Origin of the sequence: Oceanobacillus zhaokaii, from assembly GCF_003352005.1 — a bacterium.
Taxonomy (GTDB): domain Bacteria; phylum Bacillota; class Bacilli; order Bacillales; family Amphibacillaceae; genus Oceanobacillus; species Oceanobacillus zhaokaii.
Window position 1 is genome coordinate 3,823,180 of the sequence record NZ_CP024848.1, and the last position, 17,579, is coordinate 3,840,758.

The 17,579-nt window shown below is 39.4% G+C and carries 13 protein-coding genes and 2 rRNA genes; 9 read left to right on the top strand and 6 right to left on the bottom strand.

All coding sequences use genetic code 11. From position 1 onward, the window contains the following. Nucleotides 1-1,935, top strand: coding sequence for a lipoteichoic acid synthase (gene ltaS, locus CUC15_RS18600; RefSeq protein WP_205317631.1), 1,935 nt, complete (start codon nucleotides 1-3; stop codon nucleotides 1,933-1,935). Between the two features lie 178 nt (nucleotides 1,936-2,113). On the opposite strand, the gene CUC15_RS18605 is transcribed toward ltaS, so the two are convergent. Together CUC15_RS18605 and CUC15_RS18610 are read right to left on the bottom strand one after the other, a co-directional pair. Then, nucleotides 2,114-2,254 (bottom strand): YpzI family protein, encoded by a 141-nt coding sequence (locus CUC15_RS18605; RefSeq protein WP_114918110.1) that lies wholly within the window; start codon nucleotides 2,252-2,254, stop codon nucleotides 2,114-2,116. Nucleotides 2,255-2,343: 89 nt separating this feature from the next. Further along, complete coding sequence (locus tag CUC15_RS18610) at nucleotides 2,344-2,913, bottom strand: DJ-1/PfpI family protein (RefSeq protein WP_114918111.1); 570 nt, start codon at nucleotides 2,911-2,913, stop codon at nucleotides 2,344-2,346. Between the two features lie 165 nt (nucleotides 2,914-3,078). Here CUC15_RS18610 and CUC15_RS18615 point away from each other — a divergent pair, with 165 nt between their 5' ends. Beyond that, on the top strand, nucleotides 3,079-3,453 hold the full coding sequence (locus CUC15_RS18615) for a cytochrome-c oxidase (RefSeq protein WP_114918112.1): 375 nt from the start codon (nucleotides 3,079-3,081) through the stop codon (nucleotides 3,451-3,453). A gap of 114 nt (nucleotides 3,454-3,567) precedes the next feature. Beyond that, complete coding sequence (locus CUC15_RS18620) at nucleotides 3,568-4,497, top strand: aldo/keto reductase (RefSeq protein ID WP_114918113.1); 930 nt, start codon at nucleotides 3,568-3,570, stop codon at nucleotides 4,495-4,497. Between the two features lie 59 nt (nucleotides 4,498-4,556). On the opposite strand, the gene CUC15_RS18625 is transcribed toward CUC15_RS18620, so the two are convergent. Beyond that, a complete protein-coding gene (locus tag CUC15_RS18625; protein WP_114918114.1) occupies nucleotides 4,557-5,603 on the bottom strand; it encodes an NADH:flavin oxidoreductase/NADH oxidase in 1,047 nt (348 codons plus the stop codon). A 209-nt stretch (nucleotides 5,604-5,812) separates the two neighbouring features. Between CUC15_RS18625 and CUC15_RS18630 the strand changes: the two genes are divergently transcribed. The 4 genes from CUC15_RS18630 to CUC15_RS18650 all read left to right on the top strand — a co-directional run bounded on the left by CUC15_RS18630 (nucleotide 5,813) and on the right by CUC15_RS18650 (nucleotide 9,951). Beyond that, on the top strand, nucleotides 5,813-6,856 hold the full coding sequence (locus CUC15_RS18630) for a LytTR family transcriptional regulator DNA-binding domain-containing protein (protein ID WP_114918115.1): 1,044 nt from the start codon (nucleotides 5,813-5,815) through the stop codon (nucleotides 6,854-6,856). 110 nt (nucleotides 6,857-6,966) lie between these two features. Then, entirely contained in the window at nucleotides 6,967-7,815 is an 849-nt protein-coding gene (locus tag CUC15_RS18635) for an ABC transporter ATP-binding protein (RefSeq protein ID WP_114918116.1), read from the top strand. Continuing rightward, nucleotides 7,812-8,522 carry an ABC transporter permease gene (locus CUC15_RS18640; RefSeq protein ID WP_114918117.1) on the top strand — a complete coding sequence of 237 codons (711 nt, stop codon included), beginning with the start codon at nucleotides 7,812-7,814 and terminating at the stop codon, nucleotides 8,520-8,522. The genes CUC15_RS18635 and CUC15_RS18640 overlap by 4 nt, the downstream gene beginning before the upstream one ends. Before the next feature lie 520 nt (nucleotides 8,523-9,042). Then, nucleotides 9,043-9,951 carry a phosphotransferase family protein gene (locus tag CUC15_RS18650; protein WP_423241350.1) on the top strand — a complete coding sequence of 303 codons (909 nt, stop codon included), beginning with the start codon at nucleotides 9,043-9,045 and terminating at the stop codon, nucleotides 9,949-9,951. An 80-nt stretch (nucleotides 9,952-10,031) separates the two neighbouring features. Here the strand turns inward: CUC15_RS18650 and CUC15_RS18655 are convergent, their stop codons facing one another. After that, complete coding sequence (locus CUC15_RS18655) at nucleotides 10,032-11,525, bottom strand: peptide MFS transporter (protein WP_114918120.1); 1,494 nt, start codon at nucleotides 11,523-11,525, stop codon at nucleotides 10,032-10,034. Nucleotides 11,526-12,141: 616 nt separating this feature from the next. Here CUC15_RS18655 and CUC15_RS18660 point away from each other — a divergent pair. Both CUC15_RS18660 and CUC15_RS18665 read left to right on the top strand, forming a co-directional pair. Beyond that, nucleotides 12,142-12,783, top strand: a complete 642-nt coding sequence (locus tag CUC15_RS18660) for an endonuclease III domain-containing protein (RefSeq protein WP_114918121.1) — start codon at nucleotides 12,142-12,144, stop codon at nucleotides 12,781-12,783. Between the two features lie 367 nt (nucleotides 12,784-13,150). Beyond that, nucleotides 13,151-13,777, top strand: a complete 627-nt coding sequence (locus tag CUC15_RS18665) for a hypothetical protein (RefSeq protein WP_423241388.1) — start codon at nucleotides 13,151-13,153, stop codon at nucleotides 13,775-13,777. A gap of 635 nt (nucleotides 13,778-14,412) precedes the next feature. Here CUC15_RS18665 and rrf read toward each other — a convergent pair. After that, nucleotides 14,413-14,528, bottom strand: a 5S ribosomal RNA gene (rrf, locus tag CUC15_RS18670). 68 nt (nucleotides 14,529-14,596) lie between these two features. Further along, a 23S ribosomal RNA gene (locus CUC15_RS18675) occupies nucleotides 14,597-17,514 on the bottom strand. Nucleotides 17,515-17,579 lie beyond the last annotated feature (65 nt).

A 17,579-nucleotide genomic window follows, 5' to 3' on the forward strand; every position in this document is an offset into this window, starting at 1 on the left:
GTGAAGAAATTTATATCTACAAAGATGGGATTCTTCGCGATCGCTCTAGTTCTTTTTTGGATTAAAACGTATATCATTTATTTAATAGAGTTTGACTTAGGGGTTAGTAATGGAATGCAGCAATTTCTATTATTCCTGAATCCTCTAAGCTCAGGGTTGATATTTCTAGGACTAGCTTTGTTCGCGAAAGGCAAGAAAGTTGGAATATGGATTATCATAATAGAAGCGGTATTAAGCTTTTTAATGTATGCAAATGTTGTTTTTTATCGATTTAATAGTGATTTTATTACCGTTGCAGTACTAATGCAAACAGAAAACTTCGGTAGTCTTGGTGGCAGTATCGTCAGTCTAATGGAATGGCGTGATCTTTTATACACACTTGATATTATTTTACTGATTGTATTATTTAAGAAATTGAATATAAATTGGACTGTTGTTCGTACAAAAGCACGCAGGCCAATTACCGTTTTAGCTGCAGGTATTCTTGTATTTACGATCAATCTCGGACTTGCTGAAATCGATCGACCACAATTATTAGAACGTACTTTTGACCGAAACTATTTAGTGAAGTATCTAGGAATATATAACTTCACAATCTATGATACTATTCAAAGCACAAAATCATCTACACAGCGTGTTTTCGCTGACAGCAGTGATATTACAGAGGTAGAGAATTACACGAAATCTAAATATGCTAAACCTAATGCCGAATTCTTTGGTAAAGGTGCAGGCAAGAATATCATCAAAATTCATCTCGAATCATTCCAGTCATTCCTAATTGATTATGAATTACATGGAGAAGAAGTAACTCCTTTTCTAAATTCATTAGTACATGACGAGAGCTTGGATTACACGTATTTCGATAATTTCTTCCATCAAACAGAGCAAGGTAAAACTGCCGATGCTGAGTTAATTATGGATAACTCTTTATATGGGCTACCACAAGGATCAGCTTTCTCAACTAAAGGGAATAACACTTATCAGGCATTGCCAGCAATTTTAGGTCAACAACAAGGATATACAAGCGGGATATTCCATGGTGATGGAAAATCATTCTGGAACCGTGACGAAGTATATAAAAGCTTTGGCGTAGATGAATTTTATCACGAAGATTATTATGATATGAGTGAAGAAAATGTCATCAATTATGGATTAAAGGATAAACCTTTCTTTGAACAATCAATGCCTTATTTAGAAGAAATGGATCAGCCTTTCTATGCACATATGATGACCCTAACAAATCATCATCCATATTTAATTGATGAAGAGGAAGCTAGTCTTGCTCCAGCTGAGACCGGTGACGGGTCTGTTGACAGGTATTTCCAAACTGCTCGTTATCTAGATGAATCATTAGAACAATTTTTTAGTGATTTAAAAGAAGCAGGTTTATATGAGGATTCGATTATTATGATTTACGGTGATCATTATGGTATTTCCGATAATCATAACCGTGCAATGGCTGAAATTATTGGTGAAGAAATTACACCATTAAAGAATGCAGAATTACAACGTGTACCATTTATGATTCGCGTTCCTGGAGTGGATGGTCAAGGTACGAATCACGAATATAGCAGTATGGTAGATGTAGTACCGACATTATTGCATATTCTTGGGATTGATTCACTAGACTATATTTTATTTGGTACAGACATGTTCTCTGAGGATCATAAAGATTTTGTACCTTTCAGAAACGGTGACTTTATCACTGAAAAATATAGCTCCATTAGCGGAGTATACTACGACAATGAAACAAAAGAAGTAATCGAAGAACCAACGGAAGATATGAAAGCAATGAAAGAAACTGTTCTTCATGAGCTGGGGCTTTCCGATAAAGTAATGTATGGTGACTTATTACGTTTCTATACACCAAACGAAGACTGGGAACCCGTTGATGTAAATGACTACTTCTATGTTAAAGAAGAAGAAACGGAATAAGTGACCTTTACTTCCCGAACTATGTTAAATATATTGTAAAAACTAGCTCCCTTTACTTGAAGGGAGCTAGTTTTTTGTTGTGCTCATTCCAATTAATACTGCACTTATAAGTTAGAAATCATCTTAGATACACTTTTAATAAACTCGGTCAATTTATGAGACCAACCGAGCACTCACTCTACTTTTGACCATCATTTAATCTTCTAGCTTCTTCTGGACTTGACATCTTTGTCGCCCCTTTAAAACGAAGACCAACATCTCGGTCTGATTCAACACGTCTGCTTTCCCGTAATTTCTTTTCTTGACGATCTCTTCCCATGTTAACACCTCCTGACTTTAACATGAGTCTTTTAAGCGTAGTTTATTCATCTGCCTTCTTATGTTATTTCAATTCTACTCAATTCTTCTTTATCTTCTCCCAATATAACTCCCATTCACCTGCATAACGAATTCCTTAAGCAGTCCAGGTAAGTCAGGCCATGCATGACCTGAAATAAGGTTTCCATCGACATGATTGGATTCATCAATATATGTCGCTCCTGCAGCTTCAACTTCTGGTTTGCAAGCAATGTAAGCAGTCATTTCTCTTCCTTGTAAATGTTCCCGAACTGTTGTCAATACAAGACTCGCATGGCAAACCGCTGCAATTGGCTTGTCTGTTTCAAAGAAGTGGCTAACGATTCCTGGAACATGCTCGTTAAGGCGAATATGTTCTGGCGCACGTCCACCGGGGATAATTAAACCATCATAGTCTTCTGGATTTACTTCAGCAAAAGAAGCTGTTGCTTCAATTAAATAACCCTTACTTTCCGTATAAGTTTCCCAACCGATAAAATCGTGAACAACTGTTTGCAGCTTTTTCACAGATGTGGCCGCGATTGTAACCTCATAACCTTCTTCAAGACAACGATAATAAGGATAATACATTTCCAAAGACTCTACAGCATCACCAGCAAGAATTAATACCTTCTTTGACATAACTTTCCCTCCAAATATAAAATGGTCGTTACTTAGCTACTATATTCTATAATGGACAAGGAAAGTCCTACTGTAATTTCCCTATAAAAAATGTATTCTAAACTAGGTATCCTCTATCCTCTTCATTCATATAATTAATGAATAAATAGGAAGGAGGTGACAACTATGGGAAACACATTAATTAAAATCTCCGTGATCTATTTCCTAATTGGAATTACACTCGGGCTCTATATGTCAATTGGGCATGATTACGTTTTAACAGGTGTACATGTACACATCAACTTACTCGGTTGGGTGTCTCTTGCGATTGCTGGTATCTTTTATAAACTTTTTCCTCATCTTGCCCAAACCGCAACAGCGAAGGTTCATTTTTGGTTACACAACATTGGTTTACCTGTTATGATGATTTCTCTGGCATTTGTAGTAACAGGTGCCGGAGGACTTTTCACTACATTATTATCCATTGGCGGGGTTGTAACTGTCCTTGCAATATACTTCTTCTCTTTCAACATATTAAGTAATTTAGATAAATCGCCTTAAAGCCATTCCGCACCACTCTTTTATAAGTGGTGCGGAATTTAATGAACCTTATATTGGTAATATTTGATTAATATATTTATGATAGGAGGTAATAATAAGAAAAGGTGGGGTTGCATGGTTGAGAAAGTAGAATTAGGAAATACAGGGCTATATGTCCATCCAATTGGACTTGGGGCAAACAAAATTGGCAAAGAGGATAAAGAAACAAATACCGATTATGGCGGAGAGATAATAAACGCAGCGGTAAAAAATGGTCTTAACTTTATTGATACAGCCTACATATATGGAAAAGGGCTTTCAGAGGAAATAATCGGAAAAACATTGAAAGAAAATATGAACAGAAATGACGTTATACTAGCAACGAAAGGAGCACATCGGTTCGAGGGCGATACAATGATTGTCGATAATTCTCCTGCATTTCTAACGCAGACAGTGGATGAAAGTTTAAAACGGCTGCAAACTGATGTGATTGATCTGTTCTATATTCACTTCCCTGATGAAGAAACACCGAAGTATGAAGCAATTGGCACATTACAGCAATTAAAAGAGGCAGGTAAAATTCGGTCCATAGGTGTTTCCAACTTTTCATTCGAACAGCTTAAGGAAGCTAACCAAGATGGATATATCGATGTTATCCAAGACGAATACAATCTCATTAATCGCAAAGCAGAAACAGAACTATTTCCATATTTATCAGATAACAATATCTCATTCATTCCTTATTTCCCTTTAGCTTCTGGACTGTTAGCAGGCAAATACAAGCCAGACACCATCTTCTCAGAGAAACAAAAGGCTCGACCGCAATTTAGGGATGAGGTCTATTTCAAGCATTTGGAAGAGGTAGATAAAATCCGGCAAATTGCAGATAACCATGATGTAGACGTTGCGCACATTGTCTTAGCATTCTATTTAACACGCAGGCCAATTGATTCCGTTATCCCAGGAGCAAGAAATTCGCAACAAATCGCGGATAATTTAAAAGCTGCTGAAGTAAGGCTGACGACAGAAGACATTCAAATTATTGAAGATATCTTTCCTGTTTAATATTAAAAATCGGAATCAAAAATATCACTTCTGATTCCGATTTTTCCCGTCTACTCTAGTTAACGAATCCCTCGCTTATATGGAGCAGGGGGTGTTACCTTACCCGAAACAGCTTTTATTGCATGAAGTCCCCAGTAAGGATCATTTAGCATTCCTCTTGCAACTGCAATTAAATCTGCTTCATCATTTGCAACAGTCGCTTCGGCAACTAAAGGGTCACTTAATTTTCCAACTGCAATTACTGGCACGTTTAATATCTCTTTGAAGGCACGAGCAAATGGCACTTGATATGCTGGATGATTCGCTGGTTTCAATTTCCCTGGTAGCCCCTCTCCACCGCTGGAAACATGAAAGACATCAACACCAGCTTCTTTAAAACGTTTGGCGATCTCAATGGCATGTTCAATTTTATAACCCCCATCAACATATTCGATGGCTGACATTCTCATGATTAATGGCATATCATCTGGGATCACACTTTTTACTGCATGAATAACTTCTACTCCGAATCTCGCTAGATCCTCACCATATTCGTCTTTTCGATTATTAATGGTTGGTGACATAAACTGATGGAGCAAGTAACCATGCGCACCGTGAATTTCGATTGTATCAAATCCAGCTTCAACAGCACGTCTTGCAGCATCTTTAAATTGGAGGACAAGTTCTTTCACTTCTTCTGTTGTTAAAGCTCTTGGTCGTTTCAGCCTTCCTTTGATACTTTCTTCAGGTAGAACTTCGACTGGAATATCAGACGCACCAACTGGCTGTTCTGCATCCTCTGCCTTACGACCTGCATGGGCGATTTGAATGCCAATCTTCGCGCCATATTTATGTACCTCATCGACAATCCTTTTATAAGCTGGTACATGATCATCGGACCACAATCCTAAATCACCGTTTGTAATTCGTCCATCTGGATCAATATCGGTCATCTCGACAATGATAAGACCCGTCCCTCCAATCGCTCTCGATACATAATGAACAAAATGCCAATCATTCGGCATCCCATCCTCGGTTTCAACTGAATACTGGCACATCGGCGCCATTACAATTCTATTTTTTAATTCTAAACCCTTTATTTTAAATGGTGTAGGCAGTATAGCCATTCATTTCCCCTCCCTTTTATTCTATGGGTGCAATTTTATATATTGAACATAGGAAAGTCAAACTTACTGTTTATCAAAAAGGATGATACTCAATTTATACTCTACCCTAAATTAGGAAGAAATTGTATACTGGAAAAGGCACCATATTTCCAATATTTTAGAAACATTTTATTTTTGAAACTGTTCCATGAGAAAGAAGGGCGGATGAAATGACTATTTTAATCATGAAAGATATAGAGAAACATGAAAAGGATACAATATTATTTCCTTCTTTTCACTTAGAAGTTGCTGCAAGTGAGATTACTGCAGTTTATTCAACATTAAATGTTCGCAGTACCATTCTAGACATGCTGACAGGAGACACACCGTCCCTCAATGGCAGCATAACGATTAATGGTGAGTCACTTTCTGAGAATAAAAGAGCTTATTTTTCACAGCTTGGAATCTGCTATTTTGAAGATGGGCTTTATGAGAGATTATCTATTAAGGATTATTTCTCATTTTTTGGTCGTTTATATGGATTTAATCAACTATATGATTCAATTTTTCAATTAACCCAGTTACATGAAATTAGAAATAAAAGAATAAAGGATTTATCCTTTTCAGAGAAGAAGCGAGTGCAGTATGGACGATTGCTAATCCAGTCCCCTCCTTTATTTATCTTCGAAGAGCCTGATTTGAATGTTGATATGGAAACAAAGCGCATTTTTATTAATATAACCAAGAAATTAAAGGAGAGCAGAAAGGCAATTCTTCTATTTACTAGCAATATGGAAAGTGCGATTACCATTGCGGATAAAGTTTATCGACTAGATGAGAACGGCTTACTATTAATTCAGACAGAGGCAGAGGATCAAACTACAGATAATTTGGATGCCGTTTCAAGTCAAAATGAAAAAGAATTGCAACCGATTCAGTTTAATAAAATTCCAACAAAGGTAAATGAAAAAATCGTATTATTTGATCCACCAGAAATTGATTACATCGAAAGTAATGATGGGCAAGCAAATATATACATAAAAGGGGAAGCTTTTCCAAGTTCTCTAACATTAACGAATTTAGAAGAACGACTGCAGCATGTTGGATTTTTCAGATGCCACCGCTCGTATATAATAAATTTACAAAAAGTACGGGAAGTAATTACATGGACAAGAAATAGCTATAGTTTGGTTCTTGATGACAAAGAAAAGACACAAATCCCATTATCAAAAGCAAAAATGGCGGAGTTAAGGGATTTATTGGGTATAAAATAAGCTCCATTCACCCCGATAATTACTCTTTTCGTGGAAAATATAATGTAAAAACCCTATTTTTCTCTTATTCTATGGATGTAAGCAAAAATGATTTGTCAGGAGGAGAAAAATTGGAAAATGTAATTGAAGTGAAATCATTAGCAAAGATTTTCGGAAACCAACCTGCACTAGAGGATGTTAATTTTCATGTTAAAAAAGGAGAAACATTTGGGTTTTTAGGACCAAGTGGTTCCGGAAAGACAACGACAATTAAAATTTTAACAGGTCAATTAGCGCAAACATCTGGTGATGCGAAAGTATTCCAAACACCAACATCTTCCATAAATAAACCAGCATACCGAAAGAAAATTGGAGTCATTACCGATAATAGCGGTTTATATAGCCGATTATCGATTTACGATAATCTAAAAATTTACTGCGACCTATATGACGTACCTAGGAAGCGAATCGATGAAGTACTCAAAATGGTCAACTTAACAGAAGAACCAAAAAAGCTAGTCTCCAAGCTTTCAAAAGGAATGCTGCAACGCGTAACATTAGCACGGGCATTCTTACATGAACCGGATCTGCTATTTTTAGATGAACCAACATCAGCACTAGATCCGGCTAACTCCAAGCATATTCATGATGGATTACGCAGGCTGAATGAAAAAGGAACAACGATTTTCTTAACGACACATGATATGACAGAAGCAGAGTCTTTATGTAATCGTGTTGCATTCCTAAACAAAGGGAAAATCCAACTGCTCGATGAACCAAAAGCACTTCGCAGACAGTTTTCAGATTCCTCTGTGACATTAGAGCTAAAGGACGGGCGAGAAATAATGGTAACTGGCGATGCTAAAGGCGCAAATACTATTCATCAATATATGGCAGCAGGTCAAGTCGTCTCCATTCATTCAAACGAACCAACATTAGGTGATATTTTTGTAGAAGTTACAGGGAGGGAATTAGTATGACATTTTCAATGAAGCGTATAATGGCCATTTTTCAAAAAGATATGAAGGATTTATCCAAAAATATGTACATCACATCAACAATGATTCTGCCTTTATTCTTTGCATTCTTTTATGGAAGAATGGATAACCTGACAATTGAGGTTCATTACTTAGTCATTAATTTGGTTTTAGCAGTAGTTACAGCTTTCGTCCAATGTGCGATTATTGCCGAGGAAAAGGAAAAAAACACACTGCGTGGATTGATGCTTTCTCCAGCAACTTTACCAGAAATACTTGGTGGAAAAAGCTTAGTGTCGTTTATATTAACGATTGGAACAATTTTTATATGTGCCATGCTAACAGGTTATGAACCAGTAAACTTAAGCTTAGTAGCAATTGCAATTATAGTTTCTATCTTATTTTATATTACGCTAGGCACATTAATGGGATTACTCTCCAGAAGCGTAATTGAGGCTTCTGTACTCATTATGCCAGTTATTTTTATCTTTGGATTTGCATCTATGTTTCAGCCATTTGCAGAGAATTATCCTATCCTTTCCATTGTCGATTACTTACCAAGTATCCAATTAATTGAGGTTGCGGCTGCTGTCGAATCTGGTTCAGGGTTTGCAGATGTAGTAGGAAATTTAGCCATTATTCTTGCTTGGTCAATAGTGGCAATGATTGCAACTGCCATCGTATTTAAAAAGCGCGAGATGGATGAATAAGAAAAACCAGCATATAACAATTACGGTAAGCTTGTGGTGATTATTCCATCAACCTTACCTTTTTGTGTTGTTAATTATAGCTTAATTTGTATCAATTGTTACGATTTAGATAAAGTGCGAACTAATGACAATTAAGATTTTGAATCCGGACATTCGTTGCTACTCACGTGAATCTCCATTCCTTCGCTACAATCAACGTCGATAGTTAGTGGGTTTGAATTCCTTTTTTTAGCTTCTGCATTATCCTCAGCGGAAGAAATACTCTTGAGACTCCTGCGGGAGAAAAGGCCTTGATGAGACTAGGAAGTGCAGTAGCACGAGGAGGCTCATCAGCCTCCCGCGGAAAGCGTAGTGTATTTCCGAAGCGACAACCAGAGATGCAAATATCATCTAAAGTTAGTTCGCACTTTACATCAGCTCAAGCATTATCATCGATTACTTTAGATTTTTTGGTGAGAGGGATGACCGCAGTCCCAATCTATAAGAAAACTGTCTTAGTAAGATATCATTGGATAAAAGGGTGAAGAAATTGAAAATAACAGAGCAAGCTCTTGCATGGGTCATTCAACAAGTAAATCAAAATGCTACTATCGAATCGATTGAACAATTAAAAGGGAGCACTTCATCAATCCTTCATCTGATAAAGCTTCGTTTGGATGCCGATATCATTGAAGTTGTACTGCGTCAATTTACTAATCAAGAATGGCTGCAGGATGAACCAGATTTAGCAGTCCATGAAGCGAGCAGTCTCTGGATGGCTGTAAGTGCTGGGCTAGCAGCTCCCGAAATAATTGCCTATGATACAGGAGATACTTGTGGTGTTCCACTTGTGCTAATGTCAAAGCTTGATGGGAAAGTCAATCTAAAACCAAAGCAAATGCAAAAGTGGATAAATGAACTCGCTAAAGAATTGGCAAGAGTTCATAAAACCAAAATATACGATTTTCCATGGAGATTCTTTCGTTATCAAAATGCCGAGACTGTTATTGAAGTTCCATCTTGGTCAACTGTACCAGATGCCTGGAAAACTGCAATTGAGCTATTGGCGGAGCCACAGCCGACATATAATATATGCTTTATTCATCGGGATTATCATCCCGCGAATGTACTATGGAAAGATGAGTCAATCAGTGGAGTTGTTGATTGGGTAAATGCTTGTATAGGACCAGCTGGGATTGATGTTGGTCATTGCCGGTGGAACCTCGCGATGCTTTATGGAGTCGAAGCTGCCGATATGTTCCTTGCAGCCTATCAAAGGTATGCTGGGGATTCATTTATTTACAATGTATATTGGGACCTTTGTTCCTTAATCGATGTGCTATCTGATCCAATTGAGATCTATTCAGGGTGGGAGGCATTTGGTGTCACTGAGATAACAAACAAAACAATGGAAGCACGAATGGATGCGTATTTACTGAGTTTATTATAGCATCAGAAAAAAACAAATAGGTGGACCTGAAACAATCGTAATACACGACCATTCCAAGTCCACCTTTTCTATCAGCGTTCTTAATTTATGCCTTTCATAAATCGTTTAAGTTTTGGTGCAAACAAGAACAATACGATTCCAAGAACGATTGCAATTCCACCAATCACTCCAAAATAAATTGCTTCTGTTTCTGGATTATAAAAACGAACAACCTGTGCATTGATTGCTTGTGCAGAGGCGTTTGATAAATTCCAAAGGCTCATCATCTGTGCTGCAAAAGCTGCTGGAGCTAGTTTCGTTGTTGCTGACAATCCAACAGGCGATAAGCAGAGTTCTCCAAGTACAACAAGGAAGAAGCTAAGTACAAGCCATAATGGACTTACTAAGCTTTCCGTTCCATTAACAAAGGCTGGAATAATCATTACAATGAAGGAGAGACCAGCAAATATTAATCCTAAAGAAAACTTCTGTGGTGTCGTTGGTTGACGATCACCTAACCTGACCCACATCCACGCGAAAACTGGTGCGAGTGCAACGATGAACAACGGATTTAATGATTGGAACCATGAGGAATGAATTTCAATTCCTGCAAAACTTAATTGCGTCCGTTCATTTGCATAGGTCGCAAGAATATTTGATCCTTGTTCTTGGATTGCCCAGAACACCATAGCTGCGATAAACAGCGGAATGTAGGCAAGCAAGTGTGAACGTTCATCTGCGGTTGTCTTCGGACTACGATACATCATAATGAAGTATAACGTAGGGATAATAATCCCGAGAATACTGATAAAGAAGATCACTCGTTCAATTGTTAACCAACCGCCTGTAATTCCAAACCAGCCAATAATAGCAAGGATGATGACTGTTACGCTAATGATTTTAAACGTTTTTCCACGTTCTTCCCTTGTAAGCGGATTAGGGACATGTGACCCTGCAAGACCTAAATACTTTTTACGTGTAATTACGTACACAACTAAACCGGCAAACATACCAAAAGCTGCAATTGCAAAGCCAAGATGGAAGTTATAAGTTTGTCCAATAGTTCCGACAATTAACGGTGCAATAAAACCACCTAAGTTAATTCCCATATAATAGATGCTAAATCCTGAATCTCGTCTTGGATCTTTTTCACTGTAAAGGTCCCCTACCATACTAGCTACGTTTGGTTTAAGTAATCCCGTACCTAAAATGATAAACGCCATAGAAACGAATAAGGCAGTTACCCCACCAGGAAGTGACAGGACAATATGACCAATCATGATTAAAATTCCACCATAAAATACCGTACGGCCAGTTCCAAGAATTCTATCAGCAATCCACCCACCGATAATCCCGGACATATAAACAAGTGATCCGTAAATTGCCATAATGGAATTAGCAAGTGTCTGATCTAGACCTAATCCGCCATGATTTAGTTCATAGTACATGTAGAATAATAGTATGGCACGCATACCATAGTATGAAAATCGTTCCCAAAACTCTGTGAAGAAAAGTGTTGATAATCCTTTAGGATGACCAAAAAAGCCCTTCTGCGGAATAGTCTTCAGCATGGTCTCCTTATCTCTTGAATCCATTGTTGTAAATCCTCCTCTAAGTTGTAAAGCTTAATAATTCTTATTAATATGAAAGGCTTACCTTAGCCTTTTAATGATAGCCTCAGTTGCACCTATGCAGTAAGAAAGTTGCTAAACTTGCTTGTCTGCAAAAAAACATACTTTCTAATTTTAGAATATTTTTTAATACATGTAAAGCTGATATAGCCATAGTATTAGCAAATTAAACTCCTCTATGCACTGTCGCACATGAATGGTAGCGTTATCCTAAATTAATATCATTTTTTTTGAAAGCTACTGTTTTTGAATAATTCAGACCTAATTACCATAAATAATTTACAATAATTGGATAATAATTAGACTGTTCAAAGTGGTTTGGAAAGGTCTCTACAGACGTATTTTGCAATGCCGAACTCACTGAGGATGCAAAAATGTATTGAGGTGAATATGTGAGTAAGTAGATAGTTATTTGAAGAAGGAAGTAATTACTCCTCAATAACTTTCTTTACAATTATCTAGTGTACATATCTTTCCCATCCACACTGATCATTCACTAGCCAATCTCTTTATGATTGGCAACTTCCTTACATGCTATAATAAGCATATATATACTACGGAGTGAAAAGTGAGGGTTAGAATGCAACCTGCATATAAATTAATTTATAATAAATTATTCGAATATTACGGTCCACAAAGTTGGTGGCCAGCAGAAACTCCATTTGAAATGATGATTGGCTCAATTCTTGTCCAAAATACGAATTGGCGGAATGTGGACAAAGCATTAATAAAATTAGCGCCATATTTTGAACCGGCAATTATTGACTACCTGCCAATTGAAGATCTTGCACAGCTTATCAGATCTAGTGGATTTTACAATATTAAAGCGAAGCGGATTAAGGCATTTATGGAATGGTTCAGAAAATATGATTATAATGTTGAAAGAATAAAAAATATGGATAAAATTGAATTGCGCAAGGAGCTATTAAGTATTCATGGAATCGGTCAGGAAACAGCTGATGTCATGCTCGTATATGCATTTGAAAAACCGGTTTTTGTAGTAGATGCCTATGCAAGAAGGATCTTTTACCGTATCGGTCATGATATGCCAGCATCCTATGATAGTTTTAGAAAGCTCTTAGAAAAAGAATTACCTAACAAATTAACATTATATAATGAATTTCATGCATTGTTAGTAGAGCATGCAAAGCAATATTGTAGGTCAAAGCCAATCTGCGAAAATTGCCCTTTATTGGATATTTGTGATAGAAGAAGAGAATAACGATATTCAGAAGAAGAACGAATATGTAGAGAATTATTCTCAGGTTCGTTCTTCAGACATTATCTAACTGTTGCGCTTATATATAATAAACGGATGCTGTTTCACATCAAATTCTTCCTCCGTTTAATACATAATACTGAATTTCTCCGAATATACAATTTACCATTGATATTCAACCTAGCACCTCTAAACGAATACACTATGAACGGATATAAGCGATATGGGTTGTAATTGAATACTTTTAGAGGAGTGGGCTAGCAAGATGAACAATCATTTTAACTATATTATCCAGCCAGGAGATAATTATTGGTTACTGGCACAGCGCTATCATACAACAACAGAGGATATTATTGCATTTAATCCTAGAGTGAATCCTTACTATCTTTCAATCGGACAGCAAATTTCCATCCCAATTACAGAGCAAAGCTCCCGGCTTGTACGAGAAAATCATTGTATAAGTCAAGCGGAAGTCGACTACCGAAACGATATGCGCAGCCTCTGGGAGGAACATGTTGCCTGGACTAGAATGGCGATTATCAGCCTAACCTTTAATTTACCTGATGTAGATTTTGTCATCAAGCGTCTCCTAAAGAATGCGACAGACATGGGAAATATGATTCGTCGCTTATACGGAGATGTCGCGGCCCAAACGTATGCTTCTTTGATTCAAGACCATCTTCTAATTGCTGCAGATCTTGTCAAAGCAGCCATAGCAGGCAATCAACAAGCCGTAATGGCGGCAGATAAGAAATGGCATCAAAATGCAGATGAAATTGCAGTATTTCTAAATAGTATAAACCGCTTTTTAACGAAAGTAGCCGTTCGAGAAATGTTTTATCATCATTTAGATTTAACGAAACAAGAAGCTGTTGCCATGATAAATAAGGATTACCAAAAGGATATTGATGTTTATGATAAAATAGAGAAACAAGCTCGGGAAATGGCAGATGCTATTTCAGATGCCATGGTCAAAGGTTATCCAAGTATGTTCTAATTTGGTCAACTTTAATAAGACCTATTATAGAGGCTTATTTTACATAAAAATTTACCGGTCAGGTTACCCCACAAATCACCTGAGCTGGACTTCCCTCGATTATTGGAGATAATGCCTTCTCACACTATCACAAGCTCCATTTCTCACTATTTTTATCTTCAAATGGAAAATAGCCGTACATTGTCTAACAAAAAAGAGATTAGTGTGGAATGTTTACCACATAATAAATTTTCCATTTGAATAAATATGTAAATATACACCCTTCTTATTGATAAATTACTGTACACAAACAATTCTATCGCAAGTCTAAATGAAGTAAAAAATGCAGTTTATAATATCCAATGAATCCTTGAAAATCACACTTATAATTAAACTTAGGATAAAAAAGCATAAAAGTAACCTAAAAGCTTTGAAGTAAATTTTTTCAAGTGCCTCTCCCCCTATGAAATGTGATTAATTTTAAATTTTCCTTTTCAACATTTATCCTTGCAATATTAGAAAGCAACAAGCTTTAGAAAAGAGCTTTCTAAAAAGATGAAATTATTATAATAATAATCAGGTATCTAAAACCCCTTAGATTATTCATACTAAAAAAGGTAAGATATGGATATACCATATCTTACCTTTTTGCATTTGCCTGGCGGCGTCCTACTCTTGCAGGGACAAAGTCCCAACTACCATCGGCGCTGAAGAGCTTAACTACTGTGTTCGGGATGGGAACAGGTGTGACCTCTTCGCTATTACTACCAGACAACTATATTTAGGTTTGTACCCTAAAAACTAAATAAGAGTAATGGTCAACGACAATCAAATAAGAATTTAGTTAAGTCCTCGATCGATTAGTATCCGTAAGCTCCACGTGTCACCACGCTTCCACACCGAACCTATCAACCTCATCGTCTCTGAGGGATCTTACTCACTCGAAGTGATGGGAAGTCTCATCTTGAGGGGGGCTTCATGCTTAGATGCTTTCAGCACTTATCCTTTCCACACGTAGCTACCCAGCGATGCTCCTGGCGGAACAACTGGTACACCAGCGGTGTGTCCATCCCGGTCCTCTCGTACTAAGGACAGCTCCTCTCAAACTTCCAACGCCCACGACGGATAGGGACCGAACTGTCTCACGACGTTCTGAACCCAGCTCGCGTACCGCTTTAATGGGCGAACAGCCCAACCCTTGGGACCGACTACAGCCCCAGGATGCGATGAGCCGACATCGAGGTGCCAAACCTCCCCGTCGATGTGAACTCTTGGGGGAGATAAGCCTGTTATCCCCGGGGTAGCTTTTATCCGTTGAGCGATGGCCCTTCCATGCGGAACCACCGGATCACTAAGCCCGACTTTCGTCCCTGCTCGACTTGTAGGTCTCGCAGTCAAGCTCCCTTCTGCCTTTACACTCTACGAATGATTTCCAACCATTCTGAGGGAACCTTTGGGCGCCTCCGTTACTCTTTGGGAGGCGACCGCCCCAGTCAAACTGCCCGCCTGACACTGTCTCCGAACCGGATCACGGTCCTGGGTTAGAAGGTTCATACAACTAGGGTGGTATCCCACGGGCGCCTCCACGTAAGCTAGCGCTCACGCTTCAACGGCTCCCACCTATCCTGTACAAGCTGCACAAACATTCAATATCAGGCTACAGTAAAGCTCCACGGGGTCTTTCCGTCCTGTCGCGGGTAATGCGCATCTTCACGCATAGTATAATTTCACCGGGTCTCTCGTTGAGACAGTGCCCAAGTCGTTGCACCTTTCGTGCGGGTCGGAACTTACCCGACAAGGAATTTCGCTACCTTAGGACCGTTATAGTTACGGCCGCCGTTTACTGGGGCTTCGGTTCTATGCTTCGCACCGAAGTGCTAACATTTCCCCTTAACCTTCCAGCACCGGGCAGGTGTCAGCCCCTATACTTCGCCTTTCGGCTTCGCAGAGACCTGTGTTTTTGCTAAACAGTCGCTTGGGCCTATTCACTGCGGCTCCATGTTAATGAAGCACCCCTTCTCCCGAAGTTACGGGGTCATTTTGCCGAGTTCCTTAACGAGAGTTCTCCCGCTCACCTTAGGATTCTCTCCTCGCCTACCTGTGTCGGTTTGCGGTACGGGCACCTATGATCTAACTAGAGGCTTTTCTTGGCAGTGTGAAATCAGGAACTTCGGTACTAATTTCCCTCCCCATCACAGCTTGAAATTGTTGAACGGATTTGCCTATCCAACTTTCTCACTGCTTGGGCGCACACATCCATCGGTGCGCATTCCTTATCCTACTGCGTCCCCCCATCGCTCAAACAATCATGAGGTGGTACAGGAATATCAACCTGTTGTCCATCGCCTACGCCTTTCGGCCTCGGCTTAGGTCCCGACTAACCCTGAGAGGACGAGCCTTCCTCAGGAAACCTTAGGCATTCGGTGAAAGAGATTCTCACTCTTTTTTCGCTACTCATACCGGCATTCTCACTTCTAAGCGCTCCACCAGTCCTCACGGTCTGACTTCACAGCACTTAGAACGCTCTCCTACCATTGTTCGAAGAACAATCCGCAGCTTCGGTGATACGTTTAGCCCCGGTACATTTTCGGCGCAGAGTCACTCGACCAGTGAGCTATTACGCACTCTTTAAATGATGGCTGCTTCTGAGCCAACATCCTGGTTGTCTGGGCAACTCCACATCCTTTTCCACTTAACGTATACTTTGGGACCTTAGCTGGCGGTCTGGGCTGTTTCCCTTTCGACTATGAACCTTATCACCCATAGTCTGACTCCCAAGCTGAAGTAATTGGCATTCGGAGTTTGACTGAATTCGGTAACCCGGTGAGGGCCCCTAGTTCAATCAGTGCTCTACCTCCAATACTCAATGCTTGAGGCTAGCCCTAAAGCTATTTCGGAGAGAACCAGCTATCTCCGTGTTCGATTGGCATTTCACCCCTACCCACACCTCATCCCCGCATTTTTCAACATACGTGGGTTCGGGCCTCCAGTCAGTGTTACCTGACCTTCACCCTGGACATGGGTAGATCACACGGTTTCGGGTCTACGACCGCATACTATAAACGCCCTATTCAGACTCGCTTTCGCTGCGGCTCCGTGTCTTCCACTTAACCTTGCATACGATCGTAACTCGCCGGTCCATTCTACAAAAGGTACGCCGTCACCCATTAACGGGCTTCGACTACTTGTAGGCACACGGTTTCAGGTACTATTTCACTCCCCTTCCGGGGTGCTTTTCACCTTTCCCTCACGGTACTGGTTCACTATCGGTCACTAGGGAGTATTTAGCCTTGGGAGATGGTCCTCCCGGATTCCGACGGAATTTCTCGTGTTCCGCCGTACTCAGGATACACTCCGGAGAGAATTCCTTTTCGACTACAGGGCTGTTACCCGCTATGGCTGACCTTTCCAGATCGATTCGTCTAAAGAATTCTTTTGTAACTCCAAAGGAGTGTCCTACAACCCCAGAAAGCAAGCTTTCTGGTTTGGGCTAATTCCGTTTCGCTCGCCGCTACTCAGGAAATCGCATTTGCTTTCTCTTCCTCCGGGTACTGAGATGTTTCAGTTCCCCGGGTCTGCCTCCATTATCCTATGTATTCAGATAATGGTACTGTCCCATTACGAACAGCGGGTTTCCCCATTCGGAAATCCTCGGATCAAAGTTTACGTACAACTCCCCGAGGCATATCGGTGTTAGTCCCGTCCTTCATCGGCTCCTAGTGCCAAGGCATCCACCGTGCGCCCTTATTCACTTAACTAAGTTAGTAAATAAGCGTACTAATTTATTAGCCTTGCTTTAATTTTAAAAATTGATGTCGTTGTT

What these genes read in the sequence shown, in the direction of transcription:
- CUC15_RS18605 (WP_114918110.1), bottom strand. Translation starts at nt 2,254, where the DNA reads ATGGGAAGAGATCGTCAAGAAAAGAAATTACGGGAAAGCAGACGTGTT.
- CUC15_RS18610 (WP_114918111.1), bottom strand. Translation starts at nt 2,913, where the DNA reads ATGTCAAAGAAGGTATTAATTCTTGCTGGTGATGCTGTAGAGTCTTTG.
- CUC15_RS18615 (WP_114918112.1), top strand. Translation starts at nt 3,079, where the DNA reads ATGGGAAACACATTAATTAAAATCTCCGTGATCTATTTCCTAATTGGA.
- CUC15_RS18620 (WP_114918113.1), top strand. Translation starts at nt 3,568, where the DNA reads ATGGTTGAGAAAGTAGAATTAGGAAATACAGGGCTATATGTCCATCCA.
- CUC15_RS18625 (WP_114918114.1), bottom strand. Translation starts at nt 5,603, where the DNA reads ATGGCTATACTGCCTACACCATTTAAAATAAAGGGTTTAGAATTAAAA.
- CUC15_RS18630 (WP_114918115.1), top strand. Translation starts at nt 5,813, where the DNA reads ATGACTATTTTAATCATGAAAGATATAGAGAAACATGAAAAGGATACA.
- CUC15_RS18640 (WP_114918117.1), top strand. Translation starts at nt 7,812, where the DNA reads ATGACATTTTCAATGAAGCGTATAATGGCCATTTTTCAAAAAGATATG.
- CUC15_RS18655 (WP_114918120.1), bottom strand. Translation starts at nt 11,525, where the DNA reads ATGGATTCAAGAGATAAGGAGACCATGCTGAAGACTATTCCGCAGAAG.
- CUC15_RS18660 (WP_114918121.1), top strand. Translation starts at nt 12,142, where the DNA reads ATGCAACCTGCATATAAATTAATTTATAATAAATTATTCGAATATTAC.